20 protein-coding genes are annotated in these 17,978 nt (G+C 54.0%); 2 read left to right on the top strand and 18 right to left on the bottom strand.

Annotation, left to right across the window (positions count from 1 at the left end):
• Nucleotides 1–7: 7 nt before the first annotated feature.
• The 4 genes from thiK to hinT are packed head-to-tail and all read right to left on the bottom strand — an operon-like array spanning nucleotide 8 to nucleotide 2,206.
• Nucleotides 8–832 carry a thiamine kinase gene (gene thiK, locus ENTMO_RS0109425; RefSeq protein ID WP_010429730.1) on the bottom strand — a complete coding sequence of 275 codons (825 nt, stop codon included), beginning with the start codon at nucleotides 830–832 and terminating at the stop codon, nucleotides 8–10.
• Entirely contained in the window at nucleotides 813–1,460 is a 648-nt protein-coding gene (gene lpoB / locus ENTMO_RS0109420) for a penicillin-binding protein activator LpoB (protein WP_010429728.1), read from the bottom strand. Before lpoB ends, thiK begins: the two co-directional genes overlap by 20 nt.
• Before the next feature lie 10 nt (nucleotides 1,461–1,470).
• A complete protein-coding gene (locus ENTMO_RS0109415) occupies nucleotides 1,471–1,845 on the bottom strand; it encodes a YcfL family protein (protein ID WP_010429726.1) in 375 nt (124 codons plus the stop codon).
• Between the two features lies 1 nt (nucleotide 1,846).
• Nucleotides 1,847–2,206, bottom strand: a complete 360-nt coding sequence (hinT, locus tag ENTMO_RS0109410; RefSeq protein ID WP_010429724.1) for a purine nucleoside phosphoramidase — start codon at nucleotides 2,204–2,206, stop codon at nucleotides 1,847–1,849.
• A gap of 351 nt (nucleotides 2,207–2,557) precedes the next feature.
• Between hinT and fhuE the strand changes: the two genes are divergently transcribed.
• On the top strand, nucleotides 2,558–4,744 hold the full coding sequence (fhuE, locus tag ENTMO_RS0109405; RefSeq protein ID WP_010429723.1) for a ferric-rhodotorulic acid/ferric-coprogen receptor FhuE: 2,187 nt from the start codon (nucleotides 2,558–2,560) through the stop codon (nucleotides 4,742–4,744).
• 173 nt (nucleotides 4,745–4,917) lie between these two features.
• Here the strand turns inward: fhuE and ptsG are convergent, their stop codons facing one another.
• The 14 genes from ptsG to yceD form a co-directional block, all read right to left on the bottom strand.
• Nucleotides 4,918–6,351 (bottom strand): PTS glucose transporter subunit IIBC, encoded by a 1,434-nt coding sequence (gene ptsG / locus ENTMO_RS0109400; protein ID WP_010429721.1) that lies wholly within the window; start codon nucleotides 6,349–6,351, stop codon nucleotides 4,918–4,920.
• 297 nt (nucleotides 6,352–6,648) lie between these two features.
• Nucleotides 6,649–7,443, bottom strand: coding sequence for a metal-dependent hydrolase (locus ENTMO_RS0109395; protein ID WP_010429719.1), 795 nt, complete (start codon nucleotides 7,441–7,443; stop codon nucleotides 6,649–6,651).
• A gap of 10 nt (nucleotides 7,444–7,453) precedes the next feature.
• Entirely contained in the window at nucleotides 7,454–8,458 is a 1,005-nt protein-coding gene (gene holB / locus ENTMO_RS0109390; protein WP_010429717.1) for a DNA polymerase III subunit delta', read from the bottom strand.
• Nucleotides 8,455–9,096, bottom strand: a complete 642-nt coding sequence (tmk, locus tag ENTMO_RS0109385; protein ID WP_010429715.1) for a dTMP kinase — start codon at nucleotides 9,094–9,096, stop codon at nucleotides 8,455–8,457. Before tmk ends, holB begins: the two co-directional genes overlap by 4 nt.
• The gene (gene yceG / locus ENTMO_RS0109380; RefSeq protein ID WP_010429712.1) at nucleotides 9,086–10,108 is read right to left on the bottom strand and encodes a cell division protein YceG; all 1,023 of its coding nucleotides are present in this window, start codon (nucleotides 10,106–10,108) and stop codon (nucleotides 9,086–9,088) included. Before yceG ends, tmk begins: the two co-directional genes overlap by 11 nt.
• A gap of 2 nt (nucleotides 10,109–10,110) precedes the next feature.
• Nucleotides 10,111–10,920 (bottom strand): aminodeoxychorismate lyase, encoded by an 810-nt coding sequence (pabC, locus tag ENTMO_RS0109375; protein WP_010429710.1) that lies wholly within the window; start codon nucleotides 10,918–10,920, stop codon nucleotides 10,111–10,113.
• A gap of 121 nt (nucleotides 10,921–11,041) precedes the next feature.
• A complete protein-coding gene (gene fabF / locus ENTMO_RS0109370; RefSeq protein ID WP_010429707.1) occupies nucleotides 11,042–12,283 on the bottom strand; it encodes a beta-ketoacyl-ACP synthase II in 1,242 nt (413 codons plus the stop codon).
• A 91-nt stretch (nucleotides 12,284–12,374) separates the two neighbouring features.
• Nucleotides 12,375–12,611: an acyl carrier protein gene (acpP, locus tag ENTMO_RS0109360; RefSeq protein ID WP_003857954.1), complete on the bottom strand. Its 237-nt coding sequence runs from the start codon at nucleotides 12,609–12,611 to the stop codon at nucleotides 12,375–12,377.
• Nucleotides 12,612–12,765: 154 nt separating this feature from the next.
• Nucleotides 12,766–13,500: a 3-oxoacyl-ACP reductase FabG gene (gene fabG, locus ENTMO_RS0109355; protein ID WP_010429699.1), complete on the bottom strand. Its 735-nt coding sequence runs from the start codon at nucleotides 13,498–13,500 to the stop codon at nucleotides 12,766–12,768.
• 12 nt (nucleotides 13,501–13,512) lie between these two features.
• On the bottom strand, nucleotides 13,513–14,442 hold the full coding sequence (gene fabD / locus ENTMO_RS0109350; RefSeq protein ID WP_010429696.1) for an ACP S-malonyltransferase: 930 nt from the start codon (nucleotides 14,440–14,442) through the stop codon (nucleotides 13,513–13,515).
• 15 nt (nucleotides 14,443–14,457) lie between these two features.
• Nucleotides 14,458–15,411 carry a beta-ketoacyl-ACP synthase III gene (locus ENTMO_RS0109345; RefSeq protein ID WP_010429693.1) on the bottom strand — a complete coding sequence of 318 codons (954 nt, stop codon included), beginning with the start codon at nucleotides 15,409–15,411 and terminating at the stop codon, nucleotides 14,458–14,460.
• A gap of 6 nt (nucleotides 15,412–15,417) precedes the next feature.
• Nucleotides 15,418–16,452: a phosphate acyltransferase PlsX gene (gene plsX / locus ENTMO_RS0109340; protein ID WP_010429690.1), complete on the bottom strand. Its 1,035-nt coding sequence runs from the start codon at nucleotides 16,450–16,452 to the stop codon at nucleotides 15,418–15,420.
• Between the two features lie 80 nt (nucleotides 16,453–16,532).
• Entirely contained in the window at nucleotides 16,533–16,706 is a 174-nt protein-coding gene (gene rpmF, locus ENTMO_RS0109335) for a 50S ribosomal protein L32 (RefSeq protein WP_003857964.1), read from the bottom strand.
• Nucleotides 16,707–16,722: 16 nt separating this feature from the next.
• The gene (gene yceD / locus ENTMO_RS0109330; RefSeq protein ID WP_010429682.1) at nucleotides 16,723–17,244 is read right to left on the bottom strand and encodes a 23S rRNA accumulation protein YceD; all 522 of its coding nucleotides are present in this window, start codon (nucleotides 17,242–17,244) and stop codon (nucleotides 16,723–16,725) included.
• 140 nt (nucleotides 17,245–17,384) lie between these two features.
• Here yceD and ENTMO_RS0109325 point away from each other — a divergent pair, with 140 nt between their 5' ends.
• Nucleotides 17,385–17,969: a Maf family protein gene (locus tag ENTMO_RS0109325; protein ID WP_010429679.1), complete on the top strand. Its 585-nt coding sequence runs from the start codon at nucleotides 17,385–17,387 to the stop codon at nucleotides 17,967–17,969.
• The last annotated feature ends 9 nt before the right edge of the window (nucleotides 17,970–17,978 follow it).

Below are 17,978 nucleotides of genomic sequence, written 5' to 3'. Positions count from 1 at the left end.
ACCTCTCTTATCCTTTAGTTTGTAACTGACGCCAGACGTCATCTGCCAGCGTAATAAAGTGTTTGTCGTTTGATTGCTGATAGCGCATTTCAAACCAGCCCGCCATCAGCATGAATACCCAGGGTCGCCAGCGCCTGACCTGCCGCATAAGCGTCAACGCATCCATCTGCGCTTCACGGGCATAGGCCATTATAAGCTGCTCACGGGAGCCATCTTCCGGCATCCAGACCGCCGCCAGCTCCAGCGCCACGTCGCCATCTCCGGCATACTCCCAGTCGATGAGCCTGGCTCCCGCGGGCGTGTGTACAATATTCCCGGCGTGGACGTCCATATGCAACGGCGAAAGCCGTAAGGGTTGCGGTTCCCCTCGCTTTCGCATCCGTTTAAGCTGCGCAAGCCAGAATGGCGTTCGTCTGTCGGGCGAGGCCTGCTGCCAGTATTTTTCCAGCAGCGGTAACAGCGTGACCCGCCATCCCAGGCAAGGCTGGCGGTGAAGATGATACAGCATCGCGGCGAGCGCGGGAGTATGCGGAAGCGTGCTTTTGATCTCCCCCGCAAGATACTCTACCGCCATCCAGCCCTGCGTAAAAAAACAGGGCTTCGGCACGAGATCCGCAGGCAAGCACCTCAGCGTACGAAACTGTCGGCGAAAGTGGGATGCAGGGGCAGAGAGATCGTGATGCTGTCGCAGCACCAGCCGATGTTCGCCCTGCTCAATGATGCAGCTCGCGCCGCCAAGCCCGGAGTGGGCCTGCGGCGCGATAAGGCGATACTGAGGAAAATAACGCGTCAGAATCTCGTCACGCGTGCAGCTATTGTTGCGTAACGGCACCTTTACCTGACCAGATTATTTCACCCGTCTGAACCAGCATCAGCTGCATCTGCAGCGAAGGCGTGTTCACATTACCGGTGGCGTTAGAATAGAGGACATACTGAGCGCCAACGTTGCGCGCAATGCCTATCGCTTTGCTGCGCGAGCCCAGGCTATCCTGCGGCGACAAGCCCAACTGCTGTTTGGCTACTGCCAGCTGCTGTGTCGAGACCAGGGTAAATTTGCCGTTGTTTGCTAACGCATTACGCAGCGTTTCCGTCGCTTCGCCCGCGTTGAGTGAACCATTGGTGCGGTTATTTACGCTATCCACCAACAGTACGCTTCCCGGCGTCACGCCCTGAGCCTGCAACATTTTGCCCACCATAGGCTGCATTGCGCCATTCCAGTCATAGTGACGCACGCGCGGCGCAGGCTGTGAAGTTTGGTCCGGGTGCTCAATTGGGCCAGGCTGCGCCGGAATGGTCGGGACAGAAGGCGCCGTTGGCACCGGCTGCGTTGGCTGTGTCGGCTGTTCCGTACCCGGTTTCGCCTCATCCACTGGCGCAGGCTGTTCTGTACGCGTCACACACCCTGCGAGGAAAAGTGCAAACGCACTTAAGAGCACATAACGGCTCATATTTTTAATCAAGGATCACCCCTTACAGATAAAGATAAAGTCTCACCTTATGTGCACCCAAATAGTTAGCGCTGCCATAGAGCGTCACCGACGATCTTGCCGGAATAGTCACGCTACGCGGCGCCTCAAGCGGATGCATTTCAAGACCTCTTACGTCATACCAGTAGAAGCGGTAATGTACCGTCACTGGCTCATGTCTTTCGTTATAGAGCGTAGAGGAGGCAGAAGGTTGGATTTCGCTAATGGTCAGCGAAGGCTGCTCTGCCGTAATGCCTGCAGCAAGGACTGAGGACTCCATCACCAGCGTCTGTTCGTCGCTGACGGGGATCGCAGGACGCGCACTGCACCCTGCTATCACCAGCGTTATCATCAGCGCTGCAATACGCCCTCTTAACATGTCAAAGACCTTTATGTGCCAGCATCGGTCCCAGTGGTCGCCCACCCAGAAGATGCATATGGATATGATAAACTTCCTGACCGCCGTGGCGATTGCAGTTCATGATCAAACGATAGCCGTCTTCAGCGATGCCTTCCTGCTCAGCAATTTTCGCGGCTACCGTTAGCATACGGCCTAACGCCACTTCATGCTCGGTTTTCACATCATTGACGGTAGGAATCAGAATATTTGGAATGATAAGGATATGCGTCGGCGCCTGAGGTGAAATGTCCCGAAAAGCCGTCACCAGCTCATCCTGAAAGACGATATCCGACGGGATTTCGCGGCGGATAATTTTACTGAAAATCGTTTCTTCGGCCATGACCTTTTCCTTTTTTGATTAATCTGGCGTGATGCGTCCGCTATTCACACATACAGTCTTTACGACAGTGTGATACAACGCAAGAGTATGAGCGAGTTTCTCCTGTCCTTTCAACCTTCTCCCTCGATTTCTTTCCCGATCCCTCACCAGCTGGCGGGAGAGTGACCGCCAGACGACATTTTTCCTCTGAAACATTATTTCAGTTTCGTCCGAAACATCTGTTTACAGTGCTAATAACAATGCGTATATTTCGCATTTGCATTTTCATGCGCGTTTTTAACAAAGAATACGACGCCAGCCCGGTTAAGGGACTGACGCATACAACCTTCACCATTCACTAAGGGTTTGATGATGTCTTTCATTAATCATACCAGGGATGGGCAACGTCAGCCTGTTGCAACGCCTTCGTTGCTGGCAGCCTGCATTGCTATGGCACTGATGCCAACCGTAAGTTTCGCCGCACCAAACGAGGAAACACTCGTCGTTGACGGTACTTCCCAGCCAGACGCGTCCAGCGAAGAGCAGGACTACAGCGTCAAAACCACCACCATCGGCACCAAAATGCAGATGGTCCAGCGCGATATCCCCCAGTCAGTCTCCATTGTCAGTGAACAACGTATGGAAGATGAGCAGCTGCAAACGCTGGGAGATGTGATGGAGAACACGATGGGGATCAGCAAAAACACCGCAGACTCCGATCGCAGCAGCTATTACTCACGTGGTTTCGAGATCGACAACTACATGATTGATGGTATCCCCACCTATTTCGAATCTCGCTGGAACCTCGGGGATGCCCTCTCGGATACCGCCCTGTTTGAGCGCGTGGAAGTGGTGCGTGGGGCGACCGGCTTGATGACGGGCACGGGTAACCCGTCGGCAGCGGTCAGCATGGTGCGTAAACATGCCACCAGCCGCGAGTTCAAAGGCAATCTGTCTGCGGAATACGGCAGCTGGAACAAACAGCGTTACGTCATGGATCTGCAAAGCCCGTTAACGGATGACGGGAATGTACGCGGTCGGATCGTGGCTGGCTATCAGGATAATGACTCCTGGCTCGATAACTACAATCAAAAGAAAACGTTCTTCTCCGGCATTCTTGATGCGGACCTGGGCGATACCACCTCATTTTCGGCTGGTTACGAATATCAGCGCATTGACGTAAACAACCAGACCTGGGGCGGCTTACCGCGCTGGAACACGGACGGTAGCGTAAGGCATTACGATCGCGCCCACAGCACCGCGCCAGATTGGGCCTATAACGACAAAGAGTTCAACAAAGTTTTCGCCACCTTCAAGCAACGCTTTGCCGACACCTGGCAGGCCACGCTGAATGCCACCCATACCGAGGCCAAGTTCGACAGTAAAGCCCTGTACCTTGACGCTTATGTGGACAAATCAACCGGCATGCTGGTTGGGCCTTATTCGAATTATGGACCGGACTACGGCTATATCGGCGGGACGGGCTGGAACAGCGGGAAGCGTAAGGTCGATGCTGTCGATCTGTTTGCTGATGGTGGCTATGACCTGTTTGGCCGCCAGCATACCGTGATGTTCGGAGGCAGCTTCAGTCGTCAAACGAACCGTTACACCAACGCGTGGGCGAACGTATATCCGGACGAACTCGGTAATTTCTACGACTATGATGGCCATTTCCCGGAAACAAACTGGGGATCGCAGGCGCTGGCCCAGGACGACAAAACGAATATGAAATCGCTCTACGCCGCGACGCGCATTTCGTTGGCCGATCCTCTGCATTTGATTCTCGGTGCCCGCTATACGAACTGGAGCGTCAACACGATGACTTATGGTATGGAAAAAAACCATACCACGCCGTATGCGGGTCTTGTCTATGACATTGATGATAACTGGTCTGCCTATGCCAGCTATACCTCCATCTTCCAGCCACAGAACTACCGTGACAGCACCGGCAGGTATCTCGACCCAATCACCGGCAACAATTATGAAGTGGGCCTGAAGTCGGACTGGATGAACAGCCGACTGACCACAACGCTCTCTGTCTTCCGCATCGAGCAGGATAACGTGGCGCAGAGTACGGGGCGCGTGATTCAGGGGTCAACCGATACCGCTTATGAAGGCGTAGACGGCACAGTAAGTAAAGGCGTTGAATTTGAAATTAACGGCGCGCTGACGGACAACTGGCAAATGACCTTTGGCGCGACGCGCTACCTGGCTGAAGACAGCGACGGTAAAGACGTTAACCCTTACCTACCGCGCACGACGGTTAAACTGTTCACCAGTTACCGTCTGCCAGCGATGCCTGCGCTGACCGTGGGTGGCGGTGTTAACTGGCAAAACCGCGTTTACAGCGACGTTGCCACACCTTACGGCACGTGGCGCGCGGAACAAGGCAGCTATGCGCTGGTTGATCTCTTCACCCGCTATCAGGTCACGAAGAACTTTTCTCTGCAGGGGAATCTGAACAACCTGTTCGACAAGACTTACGATACCAACGTTCAGGGCTCACTGGTTTATGGTGAACCCCGAAACGTCAGCGTAACGGCAAGCTACCAGTTCTGATCGCTCAGACGTATTAATAGGGAGCCGAATGGCTCCCTTTTTTGTTCGCGCTTCTCGCCGGATGACGATTCGTTTCACGTAGGCCCGGTAAGGCGTAGCCGCCACCGGGCTGAACAGGCCGCACAAATAAAAAAGGCAGCCATTCGGCTGCCTCAGTCTCCCCACATCACAACTTAGTTGTTGCGGATGTACTCATCCATTTCGGTTTTCAGGTTATCGGATTTGGTACCGAAGATTGCCTGAACACCAGAACCTGCAACAACAACACCTGCTGCGCCCAATTTTTTCAGGCCCGGCTGGTCAACTTTTGCGACATCGGCAACGCTCACACGCAGACGAGTAATACACGCGTCCAGGTTAGTGATGTTCTCTTTACCACCGAACGCGGCTACCAGTGCTGGAGCCATTTCGCTGGTCACGCCTGCTTTGCTGTCTTCAGTTGCATCTTCACGACCCGGAGTTTTCAGGTCCAGTGCTTTGATCAGCACGCGGAAGATGGTGTAGTAAGCAACGGCATAGCACGCACCCACGATTGGGAACAGCCACAGTTTGCTGCTGTTACCGGACAGAACGATGAAGTCGATCAGACCGTGAGAGAAGGACGTACCGTCACGCATACCCAGCAGGATACAGATTGGGAACGCCAGGCCAGCCAGTACAGCGTGGATGATGTACAGGATCGGCGCAACGAACATGAAGGAGAACTCGATCGGCTCGGTGATACCGGTCAGGAACGAGGTCAGCGCTGCGGAGATCATGATACCGCCCACTTTTGCACGGTTCTCTGGTTTAGCAGAGTGCCAGATTGCAATCGCAGCAGCCGGCAGACCGTACATTTTGAACAGGAAGCCACCAGACAGTTTGCCTGCAGTTGGGTCGCCTGCCATGTAGCGTGGGATATCGCCGTGGAATACCTGACCTGCTGCGTTGGTGAATTCACCAATCTGCATCTGGAATGGAACGTTCCAGATGTGGTGCAGACCAAATGGTACCAGGCAGCGCTCGATGAAGCCGTAGATACCGAACGCCACAACCGGGTTCTGGTAAGCAGCCCACTGAGAGAAGGTCTGAATAGCGGAACCGATTGGTGGCCAGATGAAGGACAGGATCACACCAGTGAAAATCGCTGCCAGACCAGAGATGATCGGAACGAAACGCTTGCCCGCGAAGAAGCCGAGATACTCAGGCAGCTTGATGCGATAGAAGCGGTTAAACATATACGCTGCAATCGCACCGGAGATGATACCGCCCAGAACACCGGTGTCCGCCAGGTGTTTCGCGGCGATCTCTTCAGCCGGTAAATGCAGAACCAGCGGCGCAACCACCGCCATGGTTTTCACCATGATGCCGTAGGCAACCACTGCAGCCAGTGCAGATACACCGTCGTTATTGGTGAAGCCCAGAGCAACACCGATCGCGAAGATCAGCGGCATGTTAGCAAAAACAGAACCGCCTGCTTCGGCCATCACGTGGGAAACTACGGCTGGCAGCCAGCTGAAGTTAGCAGAACCGACGCCCAGCAGGATACCTGCGATAGGCAGTACGGATACTGGCAGCATCAGCGATTTACCGACCTTTTGCAGGTTAGCAAATGCATTCTTAAACATAATTGAGAGTGCTCCTGAGTATTTGTGCTTTTTTTACGCTTTCACGCATTGGCCCGGGGGGAGTACCGTGCCGTGGACAGGACATCTAAGCGCCCTTTATTTATTACACAGAGTAAAATAATTCCCTCTGGGTTTGTTTGACGGCTATCACGTTTCAGTTCAAGACGGCCAAAAAACTTTCAGATATTTACAAAAAGCATGTCTGGATGTGTCTAAAAACACTATCACCGCCCCAAATGAGGCGGTGAACTTTACTCGCTTTATTTATTAATTACGAGCCTAAAAAAAACAGGTGTATCAGACAGATTGCAGGCGGGCGGGGTCGATGTGGAACAGCGTGGAGAAATTTTCCGTCGTCGCACGAGCCAGCTCTTCAATGCTGACCCCCTTCAGAACGGCCATATACTCAGCCACGTCTCTCGTCATCGCTGGCTGGTTCTCTTTGCCGCGATGCGGCACCGGTGCCAGATACGGCGAGTCTGTTTCCACCAGAATGCGATCGAGCGGAACATAACGCGCAGCATCACGCAGCTGCTCAGCATTACGGAACGTTACGATCCCCGAAAACGAGAGATAAAGCCCCAAATCAAGCAGCTTGCCCGCCGTTTCTCTGTCTTCTGTGAAACAGTGTAGTACGCCACCGCAATCCGTCACCTTTTCTTCCCGCAGGATCGCCAGCGTATCGGCGCGCGCATCGCGGGTATGCACAATGACGGGTTTGTTCAGCTCGCGGCCAATGCGGATATGGTGACGGAAGGACGCCTGCTGGCGTGGTTTAGTTTCCGGCGTGTAAAAATAGTCAAGCCCGGTCTCACCCATCGCCACCACGCCCTCTTCTGCCGCCAGACGACGTAAATCTTCCACGTCATACGCGTCATCCTGGTTCAGTGGATGAACGCCGCAGGAGAAGACGACGTTATCGCGAACGCCAACCAGTTCGCGCATGGAGCGGTAGCCCGGTAGCGTGGTTGCCACGGCCAGACAGAATTTGACATCGCGGGCGGCGGCTTTTTCCAGCACGTCATCGACGTTTTTATGCAGAGATTGATAATCCAGACCATCAAGATGGCAGTGTGAGTCGACTAAAAACATAATGTCTCTCTCAGAGATGGGAAACAGGCGGTATCACGCCTGGTTGCAGGTAGTGTTCGATTCGCAGTAACTGGTCTGTCAGTAAAAGCTCGCGATTAAGACCGGTTACTGTCAAAAGTTGTTCGCGACTCTGGCAAATATCATGAAGGATAGCGCGCAACGAAACGCCCGACAGGCGATTCGCCAGGGTGTTCACCAGCGGCCAGACGTCAAGGTTGGTCAGAAGTGTTGCCCCCTGTTGAAGTTTGAGCGCATCCAGCAGTAAAGCGGCCAGCCAGTGCAGGCGCTCGGTCGACTGATCGCTGTTCAGGGCAGGCAGCAAACTCAACCAGTCGCCGCTATCCAGCGCGGATTCGACGGCACGACACAGCGTTTCACGCTGCGACCAGACATCCGCCTGAAGCAACGCCAGAGCCGCCGCTGGCGCGCCGCTGCACAGCCGCAGCGCAGTCAGGGCCGCGTCTTGTGACACCGTCACTTCGCGTTCAATCCAGGTGAGCGCCCATGTTTCCTGAGGTACTGCGAGGTGATGAAGACGGCAGCGACTGCGCAGTGTCGCCAGTAATCGTCCCGGTTCACGACATGACAGGAAGAACCAGGTTTTCTCCGGTGGCTCTTCCAGGGTTTTGAGCAGCGCGTTCGCCGCCGCCTCGGTAAGCTGCGCGGCATCTTTCAGCCAGACCACTTTGGCCCCGTTAAGCCGCGCGTGTTCATACAGTTTTTCACTGACTTCACGCACGGCGTCAATCCCGAGCGTGCTTTTGCCCTTTTCAGGCTCCAGCGTGTAATAGTCCGGATGTGTGCCCGCCTGCATCAGCTGGCAACCACGGCATTTACCGCAGCTTTTATGCCCTTCCGGCTGCTGACACATCAGGAAACGGGTGATAGCGTAAATGAGCGCATCATCGCCCATTCCTGGCAATGCCTGAATCAGTAACGCATGATGGCCCCGCCCCGCCTGATAGCTGTTGATCAACTGTTCAAAATGCGGGCGCAACCATGGATACCATTTCATGCCTGTTGCTCCTGGTGCCACTGCGCGACCGTCTTCTGAATTGCGCGCGTCACCTCGTCCAGAGGCTGTGTTGCATCAATAGGGCGAATGGAAGCATCCTGCTCCGCCAGTTCAAGGTAGCGCGCTCGGGTACGGTTGAAGAAGTCAAAAGACTCTTGCTCGATGCGGTCCAGTTCACCGCGCGCGCGGGCACGCTTCAGGCCGACTTCGGGCGTCACGTCCAGATAGAGCGTCAGGTCGGGACGGAAATCACCGAGCACTGCGTCGCGCAGCGTTGCTAACATCGTCTGGTCAATCCCCCGACCACCGCCCTGATACGCCTGGGTCGACAGGTCATGACGATCGCCAATCACCCATTTCCCTTCTGCCATTGCAGGTTTGATCACCGTTTCTACCAGCTGCACGCGCGCCGCGTAGAACATCAACACTTCGGCTTTGTCAGTGATGACCTCGTCGCCAACGGATTTGATATCCAGCACAAGGCTACGCAGCTTTTCAGCCAGTTGCGTACCGCCTGGTTCACGGGTAAACACCATGTCCGCAACACCAAGCGCTTTCAGCGTATCAACCACCACGTTGCGGGCGGTGGTTTTACCCGCCCCTTCGAGTCCCTCAATGACAATGTATTTACTGCGCATTTTTTTCCTTAAGTGCCTTCAGATAGTCCTGAACAGAGCGATTATGGCTGGCAAGGTTGGTGTTAAAGGTATGCCCCCCTTTTCCGTCAGCCACAAAATAGAGGTACGGTGTTTTGGCCGGGTGCGCCGCGGCTCGTAATGAGGCTTCACTCGGCGTCGCTATCGGGCCTGGCGGCAGGCCTGCGATCACGTAGGTATTATACGCTGTTGGCGTCTCCAGATCTTTTCTGGATATCTTGCCGCTATAACTCTCGCCCATACCGTAGATGACGGTGGGATCGGTTTGCAGACGCATGCCGATGCGCAGACGATTGATAAATACGGAAGCGACCTGATCGCGCTCTGCCGCAACGGCAGTCTCTTTTTCAATGATCGAGGCCATGGTGACGAACTGGTTTTGATCTTTATAGGGCAGGCCATCTACACGCCCTTCCCACGCTGACGCCACCGCCGCGACCATTTTTTTATGTGCGCGTTTCAGAATAGCAACGTCGGTTGTGCCCGCCGTGTACATCCAGGTATCCGGCCAGAACCAGCCTTCCACCCACTCAGGATGCTCGAATTTCAGCACCTCAGCGACCGTCTGATAGCTGTCGTCTTTTAACGTGTGTTTGATATAGGGGGCGTCACGCAGCTGTTTGAGGTAATCGCTTAAGCGCATCCCCTCAACAAACCGCAGCGGGAACTGGGCCTCTTTGCCGCTCTCCAGCACCTGCAGCATCTGCCTGACGGTCATACCAGGGGTAAAGCGGTACGTACCGGCTTTGAAGTGAGACAGTTCAGGCTCAAGGCGCAGTAACCACTGGAAGACGCGCGGACGGTTAATGACCTTATCCCCGTAAAGCTGCTCACCCAGCGCAATGCGCCCGGTACCGGCTTTAAGGGTAAAAATCGTCTCGTCTTTAATCAGGATTTTACTGTCCGCCAGCTGACGGACTTTCCACACTCCCGCGCCGCCAGCAATACCCAGCACAACGATGAGGAGGAGAACAAAGCGCAACATTTTCTTCATGACTATCTGGTTTGCTCACATAACGGGGCTAAAAACTGAAACAGTTCGCGCGATGACCAGACCTGCTGGCCATAGGCGCGGACGGGTAAAACAGGCATCAACGCGTTACAAACGATAACTTCATCAGCGGTCAGTAGCGCCTCTTCCCTTTCGTTAACTTCGACAACGCGAAAACCCGAGTGTGCCAACTGTTGCAAACAAAACTGACGCATAATGCCCTTCACCCCAGCCTGCTCCAGTGAAGGTGTGAAGACATCACGGCCCTTCCGCCAAAGTAAATTAGCCGCACAGCATTCCGTAATGAACCCTTCGCTGTCAAGAACCAGCGCCTCATCAGCGTCCGTCTGTTCAAGATGAGTACGAATCAGCACCTGTTCAAGGCGATTGAGGTGTTTAATTCCGGCCAGCATGGGGTTGCGGCCCAGTCGTATCGGGCTCAGCGTCAGCGTGACACCGTCTTTGCGCCAGCTTTCATAATGTGCGGGATAAGCGGATACGGAGAGTATGCGCGTGGGGTTCTCACAGCTGGCCCCGCTATAACCTCGCCCTCCGCTGCCGCGACTGATGATGACTTTGAGCACACCACTGCTCTTCTCTGACACCAGCTGGCTCATCTCACGTCGCAGCGTGTCCCAGTGCTGAAAGGGGATCATTAGGGTTTCGCAGGCCGTTTGCAGACGGCGGATATGCGCGTCGAGCAGGCATACTTGCCCGTCAATAATTCGCGCCGTCGTAAAGCAGCCATCACCAAACTGCGTTGCTCTGTCGCTGGCAGGCAGATTCTCCTGCTCGAGGCCATTGATCAAAAACATGATGTCTCCTGATGCGTGGGGGTTCAGTCTGGCAGGATGTCTTTAACCGGACAAGGGGATTACGCTTAATAAAAAAGGCCCGACAAGCGGACCTTTTTTAATAGCCATCGTGCAGTCAGGCTCAGACTTTTTTGAAGATCAGAGAGCCGTTAGTACCACCGAAGCCGAAGGAGTTACACAGGGTGTACTCCATACCGCTAACCTGACGCGCTTCGTGAGGAACGAAGTCCAGATCGCAACCTTCATCCGGGTTATCCAGGTTGATGGTTGGCGGAACAGCCTGATCGCGCAGCGCAAGGATGGAGTAGATTGACTCTACTGCACCCGCCGCACCTAACAGGTGACCGGTCATGGATTTCGTGGAGCTCACCATTACGCGGCTGGCAGATTCACCGAAGATAGACTTAACCGCCTGTGCTTCAGCTTTATCGCCTGCAGGCGTAGAAGTACCGTGCGCGTTAACGTAGCCAATCTGTGCTGGGGTAATACCCGCATCACGAATCGCATTTTCCATCGCCAGCGCAGCACCCGCACCGTTCTCCGGAGGAGACGTCATGTGGTAAGCATCGCTGCTCATGCCGAAACCAACGATTTCAGCATAAATTTTCGCACCGCGTTTTTTCGCGTGTTCGTACTCTTCCAGTACGATCATACCCGCACCGTCGCCCAGCACGAAGCCGTCACGGTCTTTATCCCACGGACGGCTCGCCGCCTGCGGGTTATCATTACGGGTAGACAGCGCACGCGCCGCACCAAAGCCGCCAACACCCAGTGGGGTACTGGCTTTTTCAGCACCGCCCGCAACCATAGCATCTGCATCGCCGTACGCAATGATACGCGCGGCCTGGCCGATGTTATGTACGCCGGACGTACATGCGGTAGCGATGGAAATGCTTGGCCCACGCAGACCGAACATAATGGTCAGATGACCTGCCACCATGTTAACAATCGTGGACGGAACGAAGAACGGGCTGATCTTACGCGGTCCGCCATTCATCAGAGATGTATGGTTTTCCTCGATCAGGCCAAGACCGCCGATCCCGGAGCCAATAGCGGCGCCGATACGGGATGCGTTCTCTTCCGTAATCTCAAGGCCAGAATCCTGCATGGCCTGAACGCCAGCGACAATTCCATATTGAATGAAGGCATCCATCTTGCGCTGTTCTTTGCGCGAGATGATCTCTTCACAGTTAAAATCCTTTACTAAGCCAGCAAATTTCGTTGCATAGGCGCTAGTATCGAAATGGTCGATTAGGCTGATGCCGCTCTGACCGGCAAGGAGAGCTTTCCAGGTGGACTCTACGGTATTGCCGACAGGAGACAACATGCCAAGTCCGGTCACAACTACACGACGCTTAGACACGTTTGTCCTCCAGGGAGGGATAAAAAAAGAGATTCGTGGGACTAAAAAAGATAAAACTCAGGCGGTCGAATGACCGCCTGGAGATGTTCACTTACGCCTGGTGACCGTTGATGTAATCAATGGCAGCCTGAACGGTGGTGATTTTCTCAGCTTCTTCGTCCGGAATCTCAGTATCAAACTCTTCTTCCAGAGCCATTACCAGCTCAACGGTGTCAAGAGAATCTGCGCCCAGGTCTTCAACGAAGGAAGCGGAGTTCACAACTTCTTCCTGCTTAACGCCCAGCTGTTCGCCGATAATTTTCTTAACGCGTTCTTCGATAGTGCTCATACTCTTAAATTTCCTATCAAAACTCGCTTTCGCGATGGTTTTCGTAGTGTATAAAATGTTGAAAAATTTGCAACTAAATCCCGGCAGGTCTTACCACGATTTTACGTTATTTTGAGGCCAACCCCTACAATAACGCAAATATTTTTCATCGTGATTAAACCATATACATCCCGCCATTGACGTGAAGGGTTTCACCAGTGATGTAACCCGCTTCGTCAGAGGCTAAAAATGCAACCGCGCTGGCGATTTCTTTAGGGTCGCCAAGACGACCCGCCGGAACTGCCGCCAGCGTACCCGCACGCTGATCATCGGTCAGCGCACGCGTCATGTCCGTTTCAATAAAGCCCGGAGCAACAACGTTTACAGTAATACCGCGGGACGCGACTTCACGTGCCAGCGACTTACTGAAGCCAATCAGACCTGCTTTCGCCGCAGCGTAGTTAGCCTGACCAGCATTTCCCATGGTACCAACCACAGAACCAACAGTGATAATACGACCATGACGCTTTTTCATCATAGCGCGCATTACCGCTTTTGACAGACGGAATACAGATGACAGGTTGGTTTCGATAATATCGTTCCACTCGTCATCTTTCATTCGCATCAGCAGGTTGTCGCGCGTGATCCCGGCATTATTGACCAGAATATCGACTTCGCCAAACTCTGCGCGAATATTTTCCAGAACAGATTCGATAGATGCAGGTTCGGTCACATTGAGTACCAGACCTTTACCGTTCGCACCCAGATACTCGCTGATGGCCTGAGCGCCATTCTCGCTGGTTGCTGTACCAATCACTTTCGCGCCGCGCGCAACCAGTGTTTCAGCAATTGCACGCCCGATACCGCGGCTTGCGCCGGTAACCAGTGCGATTTTTCCTTCAAAACTCATGGTATTCCTCTTTTATTGCGCGAGTGCCGCTGACAGTGCTTCCGGCTCGTTAATGGCCGAGGCAGTCAGGGTATCAACAATACGTTTTGTCAGGCCGGTGAGGACTTTACCTGGACCGACTTCATACAGATGCTCAACGCCCTGTGACGCCATAAACTCAACGGTTTTGGTCCACTGTACCGGGCTGTAAAGCTGGCGAACCAGCGCGTTACGGATTGCCTCCGGCGCGGTTTCGCATTTCACATCGACGTTGTTTACAACGGAAATCGTCGGTGCGTTAAACGTAATTTTTTCCAGCTCAACCGCCAGTTTGTCGGCGGCTGGCTTCATCAGCGCGCAGTGTGACGGAACGCTGACCGGCAGTGGCAGCGCACGTTTCGCGCCAGCAGCTTTACAGGCAGCACCAGCACGTTCAACCGCTTCTTTATGACCGGCGATAACGACCTGGCCCGGCGAGTTAAAGTTTACCGGTGAAACCACCTGACCTTCAGCAGATTCTTCACACGCTTTTGCAATCGAAGCATCATCCAGACCGATAATAGCAGACATGCCACCCGTGCCTTCCGACACCGCTTCCTGCATGAATTTACCGCGCAGTTCTACCAGACGTACCGCGTCAGCAAAGGCGATCACACCCGCACACACCAGTGCAGAGTATTCACCGAGGCTGTGGCCCGCGAGCAGTGCAGGCGCTTTGCCGCCCTGCTGCTGCCATACACGCCAGAGCGCAACGGACGCGGTCAGCAGCGCTGGCTGAGTCTGCCAGGTTTTGTTCAGTTCTTCGGCTGGACCCTGCTGAGTCAACGCCCACAGATCATAACCGAGTGCATCAGAAGCTTCACGGAAAGTCTCTTCAATTACCGGATAGTGGGCTGCCATTTCAGACAACATCCCAACGGTTTGAGAGCCCTGCCCCGGGAACACAAAAGCAAATTGCGTCATTTTTTAATCCTTATCCTAGAAACGAACCAGCGCGGAACCCCAGGTGAACCCGCCACCGAAGGCTTCAAGCAAGACCAACTGGCCCCGTTTGATTCGTCCATCGCGTACCGCTTCATCAAATGCGCACGGTACCGACGCCGCAGAGGTGTTGCCATGGCGATCAAGCGTCACCACAACATTATCCATCGACATGCCCAGCTTTTTCGCGGTTGCGCTGATAATACGCAGGTTCGCCTGATGCGGCACCAGCCAGTCGAGCGCAGAGCGTTCAAGGTTGTTCGCTTCCAGCGTTTCATCAACAATGTGTGCAAGCTCAGTCACCGCCACCTTGAACACCTCATTACCTGCCATCGTCAGGTAAATGGAGTTTTCCGGATTAACGCGATCGGCGTTTGGCAAGGTCAACAGCTCGCCGTAGCTACCGTCGGCATGCAGATGCGTGGAGATGATGCCCGGCTCTTCGGACTGCCCGAGCAGCACCGCACCCGCACCATCACCAAAAATAATGATCGTCCCGCGATCGGTTGGATCACAGGTACGCGCCAGCACGTCAGCGCCGATCACCAGTGCGTACTTCACGGCGCCAGATTTAACATACTGATCGGCAACGCTCAGCGCGTAGGTGAAACCAGCGCACGCGGCAGCAACGTCAAATGCCGGGCAGCCTTTAATGCCGAGCATGTTCTGCACCTGGCACGCTGCGCTTGGGAAGGCATGCGTGGCAGACGTGGTGGCGACCACGATCAAGCCAATCTGTTCTTTATCGATGCCAGCCATTTCGATAGCGCGCTGTGCGGCTTCGTAACCCATGGTGGACACGGTTTCGTCTGGCGCGGCGATACGACGTTCACGGATACCTGTGCGCGTGACAATCCACTCGTCAGACGTATCTACCATTTTTTCAAGATCGGCGTTGGTACGCACTTGTGTTGGCAGGTAGCTGCCGGTACCTAAAATCTTCGTATACATGTACGCTCAGTCACTTTTAGCTAATACAGATTCCAGGCGAGCGGCAATCCGTTGAGGAACTTGTCGCTGCACCGCCTGCACTGCCTGTTCTATCGCGACGGAAAAGGCTCGCTGATTGGCCGCACCGTGACTCTTAATCACGATGCCGCGCAATCCTAACAGACAGGCGCCATTATACTGGTCGGGGTTGAGGTGACTGAATCGCCGCGTCAGGCTTTTTTGTAACCAACGCTTTAATAAAATCAGCCACCAGGCGCTTTTTTTACCTTCCCCCTGCGATTTCAGCAGAGAAAGGAACATTCGCACCACCCCTTCCATAGTCTTCAACGTTACGTTTCCGGTGAAGCCATCACACACTAATACATCGGTCTTACCCGTCAGCAACTCATTGGCTTCGAGATAACCAATATAGTTGATGGAGGGAACCTGCTTGAGCAATTCGGCAGCGTCACGAATGCTGTCCAGGCCTTTGGTCTCTTCTTCACCAATATTCAGTAACGCAACGCGGGGATTGTGAATTCCCACTACGTCTTCAGCCAGCACCGACCCCATCACAGCAAACTGAGCCAGCATTGTACTATCACAATCAACGTTAGCACCGAGATCCAGCACCACCGTTTTGCCCTTTTGTTGATGCGGCAACACCGTCACCAGCGCCGGGCGCTCAATACCCTCAATGGGCTTGAGCAATAATTTCGACAGCCCCATCAGCGCACCGGTATTTCCCGCACTGACGCAAGCCTGCGCTCGCCCTTCTTTCACCAGCTCCAGCGCAATGCGCATAGAGCTGCCACGGCTATTGCGAATAGCCTGCGATGGCCGGGCATCACTGGCAATAACTGACTGTGCAGGAATAATCTGCAGACGTGAACGTTGTTCGAAGTCAGCTTTTGCAAGTAATGGCGTGATTGTGTCGGGGTTGCCGACTAAAAGAAGTGTGAGTTGCGAATTAGAATTCAGTGCCTGCAATGCTGCAGGCACTGTCACGGAAGGGCCAAAATCTCCCCCCATGACATCTAACGCCAGGGTTAGACGTGTCAAGGTATCGTCGCAGCCTGGTTCGGTAACTTCCCCGTTTGCACGGGGAAATCCTCACTAAGCCTAATCACGCTAACGCGTGATTACTTAGTGATAACCTTGCGGCCGCGGTAGAAACCGTCAGCGGTGATGTGGTGACGCAGGTGTTTCTCACCAGAAGTCTTGTCTACAGACAGGCTGGTAACTGCGGTCAGCGCGTCATGGGAACGACGCATGCCACGTTTGGAACGGGTTGGTTTATTCTGTTGTACGGCCATGGACCTTACTCCTTAATTACTTACGCTTTAAGCTGGCTAATACGGCAAATGGGTTTGGTTTTTGCGCTTCATCAGGCAGTTCCCCAAAGACCATGTCCGCCTCGGACACTTCACAGTGTTCAGAATCATGCACCGGAACCACTGGCAAGGAGAGGATGATTTCATCTTCAACCAGAGCCAGAAGATCGATTTCACCGAATTCGTTAACCTCAATCGGCTCATACGCTTCCGGGAGTGCTTCAGCCTGTTCGGCAGAACGAACGGGACTGAAACAATACGTTGTGTGAACATGCTGTACAAACGGTTTCCCGCAACGCTGACATTCGAGGGTTACCGTCACCTTTGCATCACCGGTTAAAACGGCGAGACGCTGGTTGTCGATAGCGAACGACATGGAGCATTTTACATCACTGTCCACACTGACTACGGATTCGGCAATACGCTCAGCCTGATCGGAAGAATAGATTCCTTCGTAATCAAGGCGTTTTTGAGCCGTACGAACCGGATCAAGAGTCAGGGGTAATTTTACCTTTTGCATAGGGCGCGCATATTAACTTTGTAACGTCATAGAGTCAAAGAAAAAGGCAACCAGAGCTGCCTTTTGCCAATTATTCGCACACATTGCGGCCTGTAGTTTAAAATGGCTGGCATCGATACGCTATATCTGGTGATAAAAATATGCCAAATCTCGTTCTCGCCTCCACGTCACCCTACCGTCGAATGCTGCTGGAAAAGCTCGGGATCCCGTTCGAATGCGCTGCCCCAGACGTTGACGAAACGCCACAACCGGGCGAATCCCCGCGTCATCTGGTGACCCGTCTCGCACAAGAGAAAGCGCAATCGCTGGCCGCACGTTATCCCGCTCATTTGATTATAGGCTCCGATCAGGTTTGTGTACTGGACGGAGAGATAACCGGCAAGCCGCATACGGAAGAGAACGCCTGCCAGCAGCTTCTGCGTGCACGGGGCACTATTGTGACCTTTTATACAGGGCTGGCGCTCTATAACTCCGCCTCAGGCCACCTGCAAACGGAGTGCGAGCCGTTCGACGTGCACTTTCGCCACCTCAGCGAGCAGGAAATAACGGATTATGTCCGCCGGGAACGTCCGCTCAACTGTGCAGGAAGTTTTAAAAGTGAAGGATTGGGGATTGCGCTGTTCGACAAGCTGGACGGTCGTGACCCGAATACGCTGGTCGGATTGCCGTTGATTGCACTGTGCCAGATGTTAAGGCGAGAAGCGTGTAATCCGCTGACGATGTGACTGGACCAT

This window comes from Enterobacter mori LMG 25706, from assembly GCF_000211415.1.
In the GTDB taxonomy this organism is placed as follows: Bacteria; Pseudomonadota; Gammaproteobacteria; order Enterobacterales; family Enterobacteriaceae; genus Enterobacter; species Enterobacter mori.
The sequence above is the reverse complement of the archived record's forward strand: the minus strand, read 5'-3'. Positions and strand labels throughout refer to the sequence as shown.

Coding starts and splice junctions, on each gene's coding strand:
- fabG (WP_010429699.1), bottom strand. CDS start 13,500: ATGAGTTTTGAAGGAAAAATCGCACTGGTTACCGGCGCAAGCCGCGGT.
- yceD (WP_010429682.1), bottom strand. CDS start 17,244: ATGCAAAAGGTAAAATTACCCCTGACTCTTGATCCGGTTCGTACGGCT.
- fhuE (WP_010429723.1), top strand. CDS start 2,558: ATGTCTTTCATTAATCATACCAGGGATGGGCAACGTCAGCCTGTTGCA.
- ENTMO_RS0109395 (WP_010429719.1), bottom strand. CDS start 7,443: ATGTTTTTAGTCGACTCACACTGCCATCTTGATGGTCTGGATTATCAA.
- rpmF (WP_003857964.1), bottom strand. CDS start 16,706: ATGGCCGTACAACAGAATAAACCAACCCGTTCCAAACGTGGCATGCGT.
- fabD (WP_010429696.1), bottom strand. CDS start 14,442: ATGACGCAATTTGCTTTTGTGTTCCCGGGGCAGGGCTCTCAAACCGTT.
- holB (WP_010429717.1), bottom strand. CDS start 8,458: ATGAAATGGTATCCATGGTTGCGCCCGCATTTTGAACAGTTGATCAAC.
- tmk (WP_010429715.1), bottom strand. CDS start 9,096: ATGCGCAGTAAATACATTGTCATTGAGGGACTCGAAGGGGCGGGTAAA.
- pabC (WP_010429710.1), bottom strand. CDS start 10,920: ATGTTTTTGATCAATGGCCTCGAGCAGGAGAATCTGCCTGCCAGCGAC.
- ptsG (WP_010429721.1), bottom strand. CDS start 6,351: ATGTTTAAGAATGCATTTGCTAACCTGCAAAAGGTCGGTAAATCGCTG.
- ENTMO_RS0109345 (WP_010429693.1), bottom strand. CDS start 15,411: ATGTATACGAAGATTTTAGGTACCGGCAGCTACCTGCCAACACAAGTG.
- yceG (WP_010429712.1), bottom strand. CDS start 10,108: ATGAAGAAAATGTTGCGCTTTGTTCTCCTCCTCATCGTTGTGCTGGGT.
- acpP (WP_003857954.1), bottom strand. CDS start 12,611: ATGAGCACTATCGAAGAACGCGTTAAGAAAATTATCGGCGAACAGCTG.
- ENTMO_RS0109415 (WP_010429726.1), bottom strand. CDS start 1,845: ATGTTAAGAGGGCGTATTGCAGCGCTGATGATAACGCTGGTGATAGCA.
- hinT (WP_010429724.1), bottom strand. CDS start 2,206: ATGGCCGAAGAAACGATTTTCAGTAAAATTATCCGCCGCGAAATCCCG.
- ENTMO_RS0109325 (WP_010429679.1), top strand. CDS start 17,385: ATGCCAAATCTCGTTCTCGCCTCCACGTCACCCTACCGTCGAATGCTG.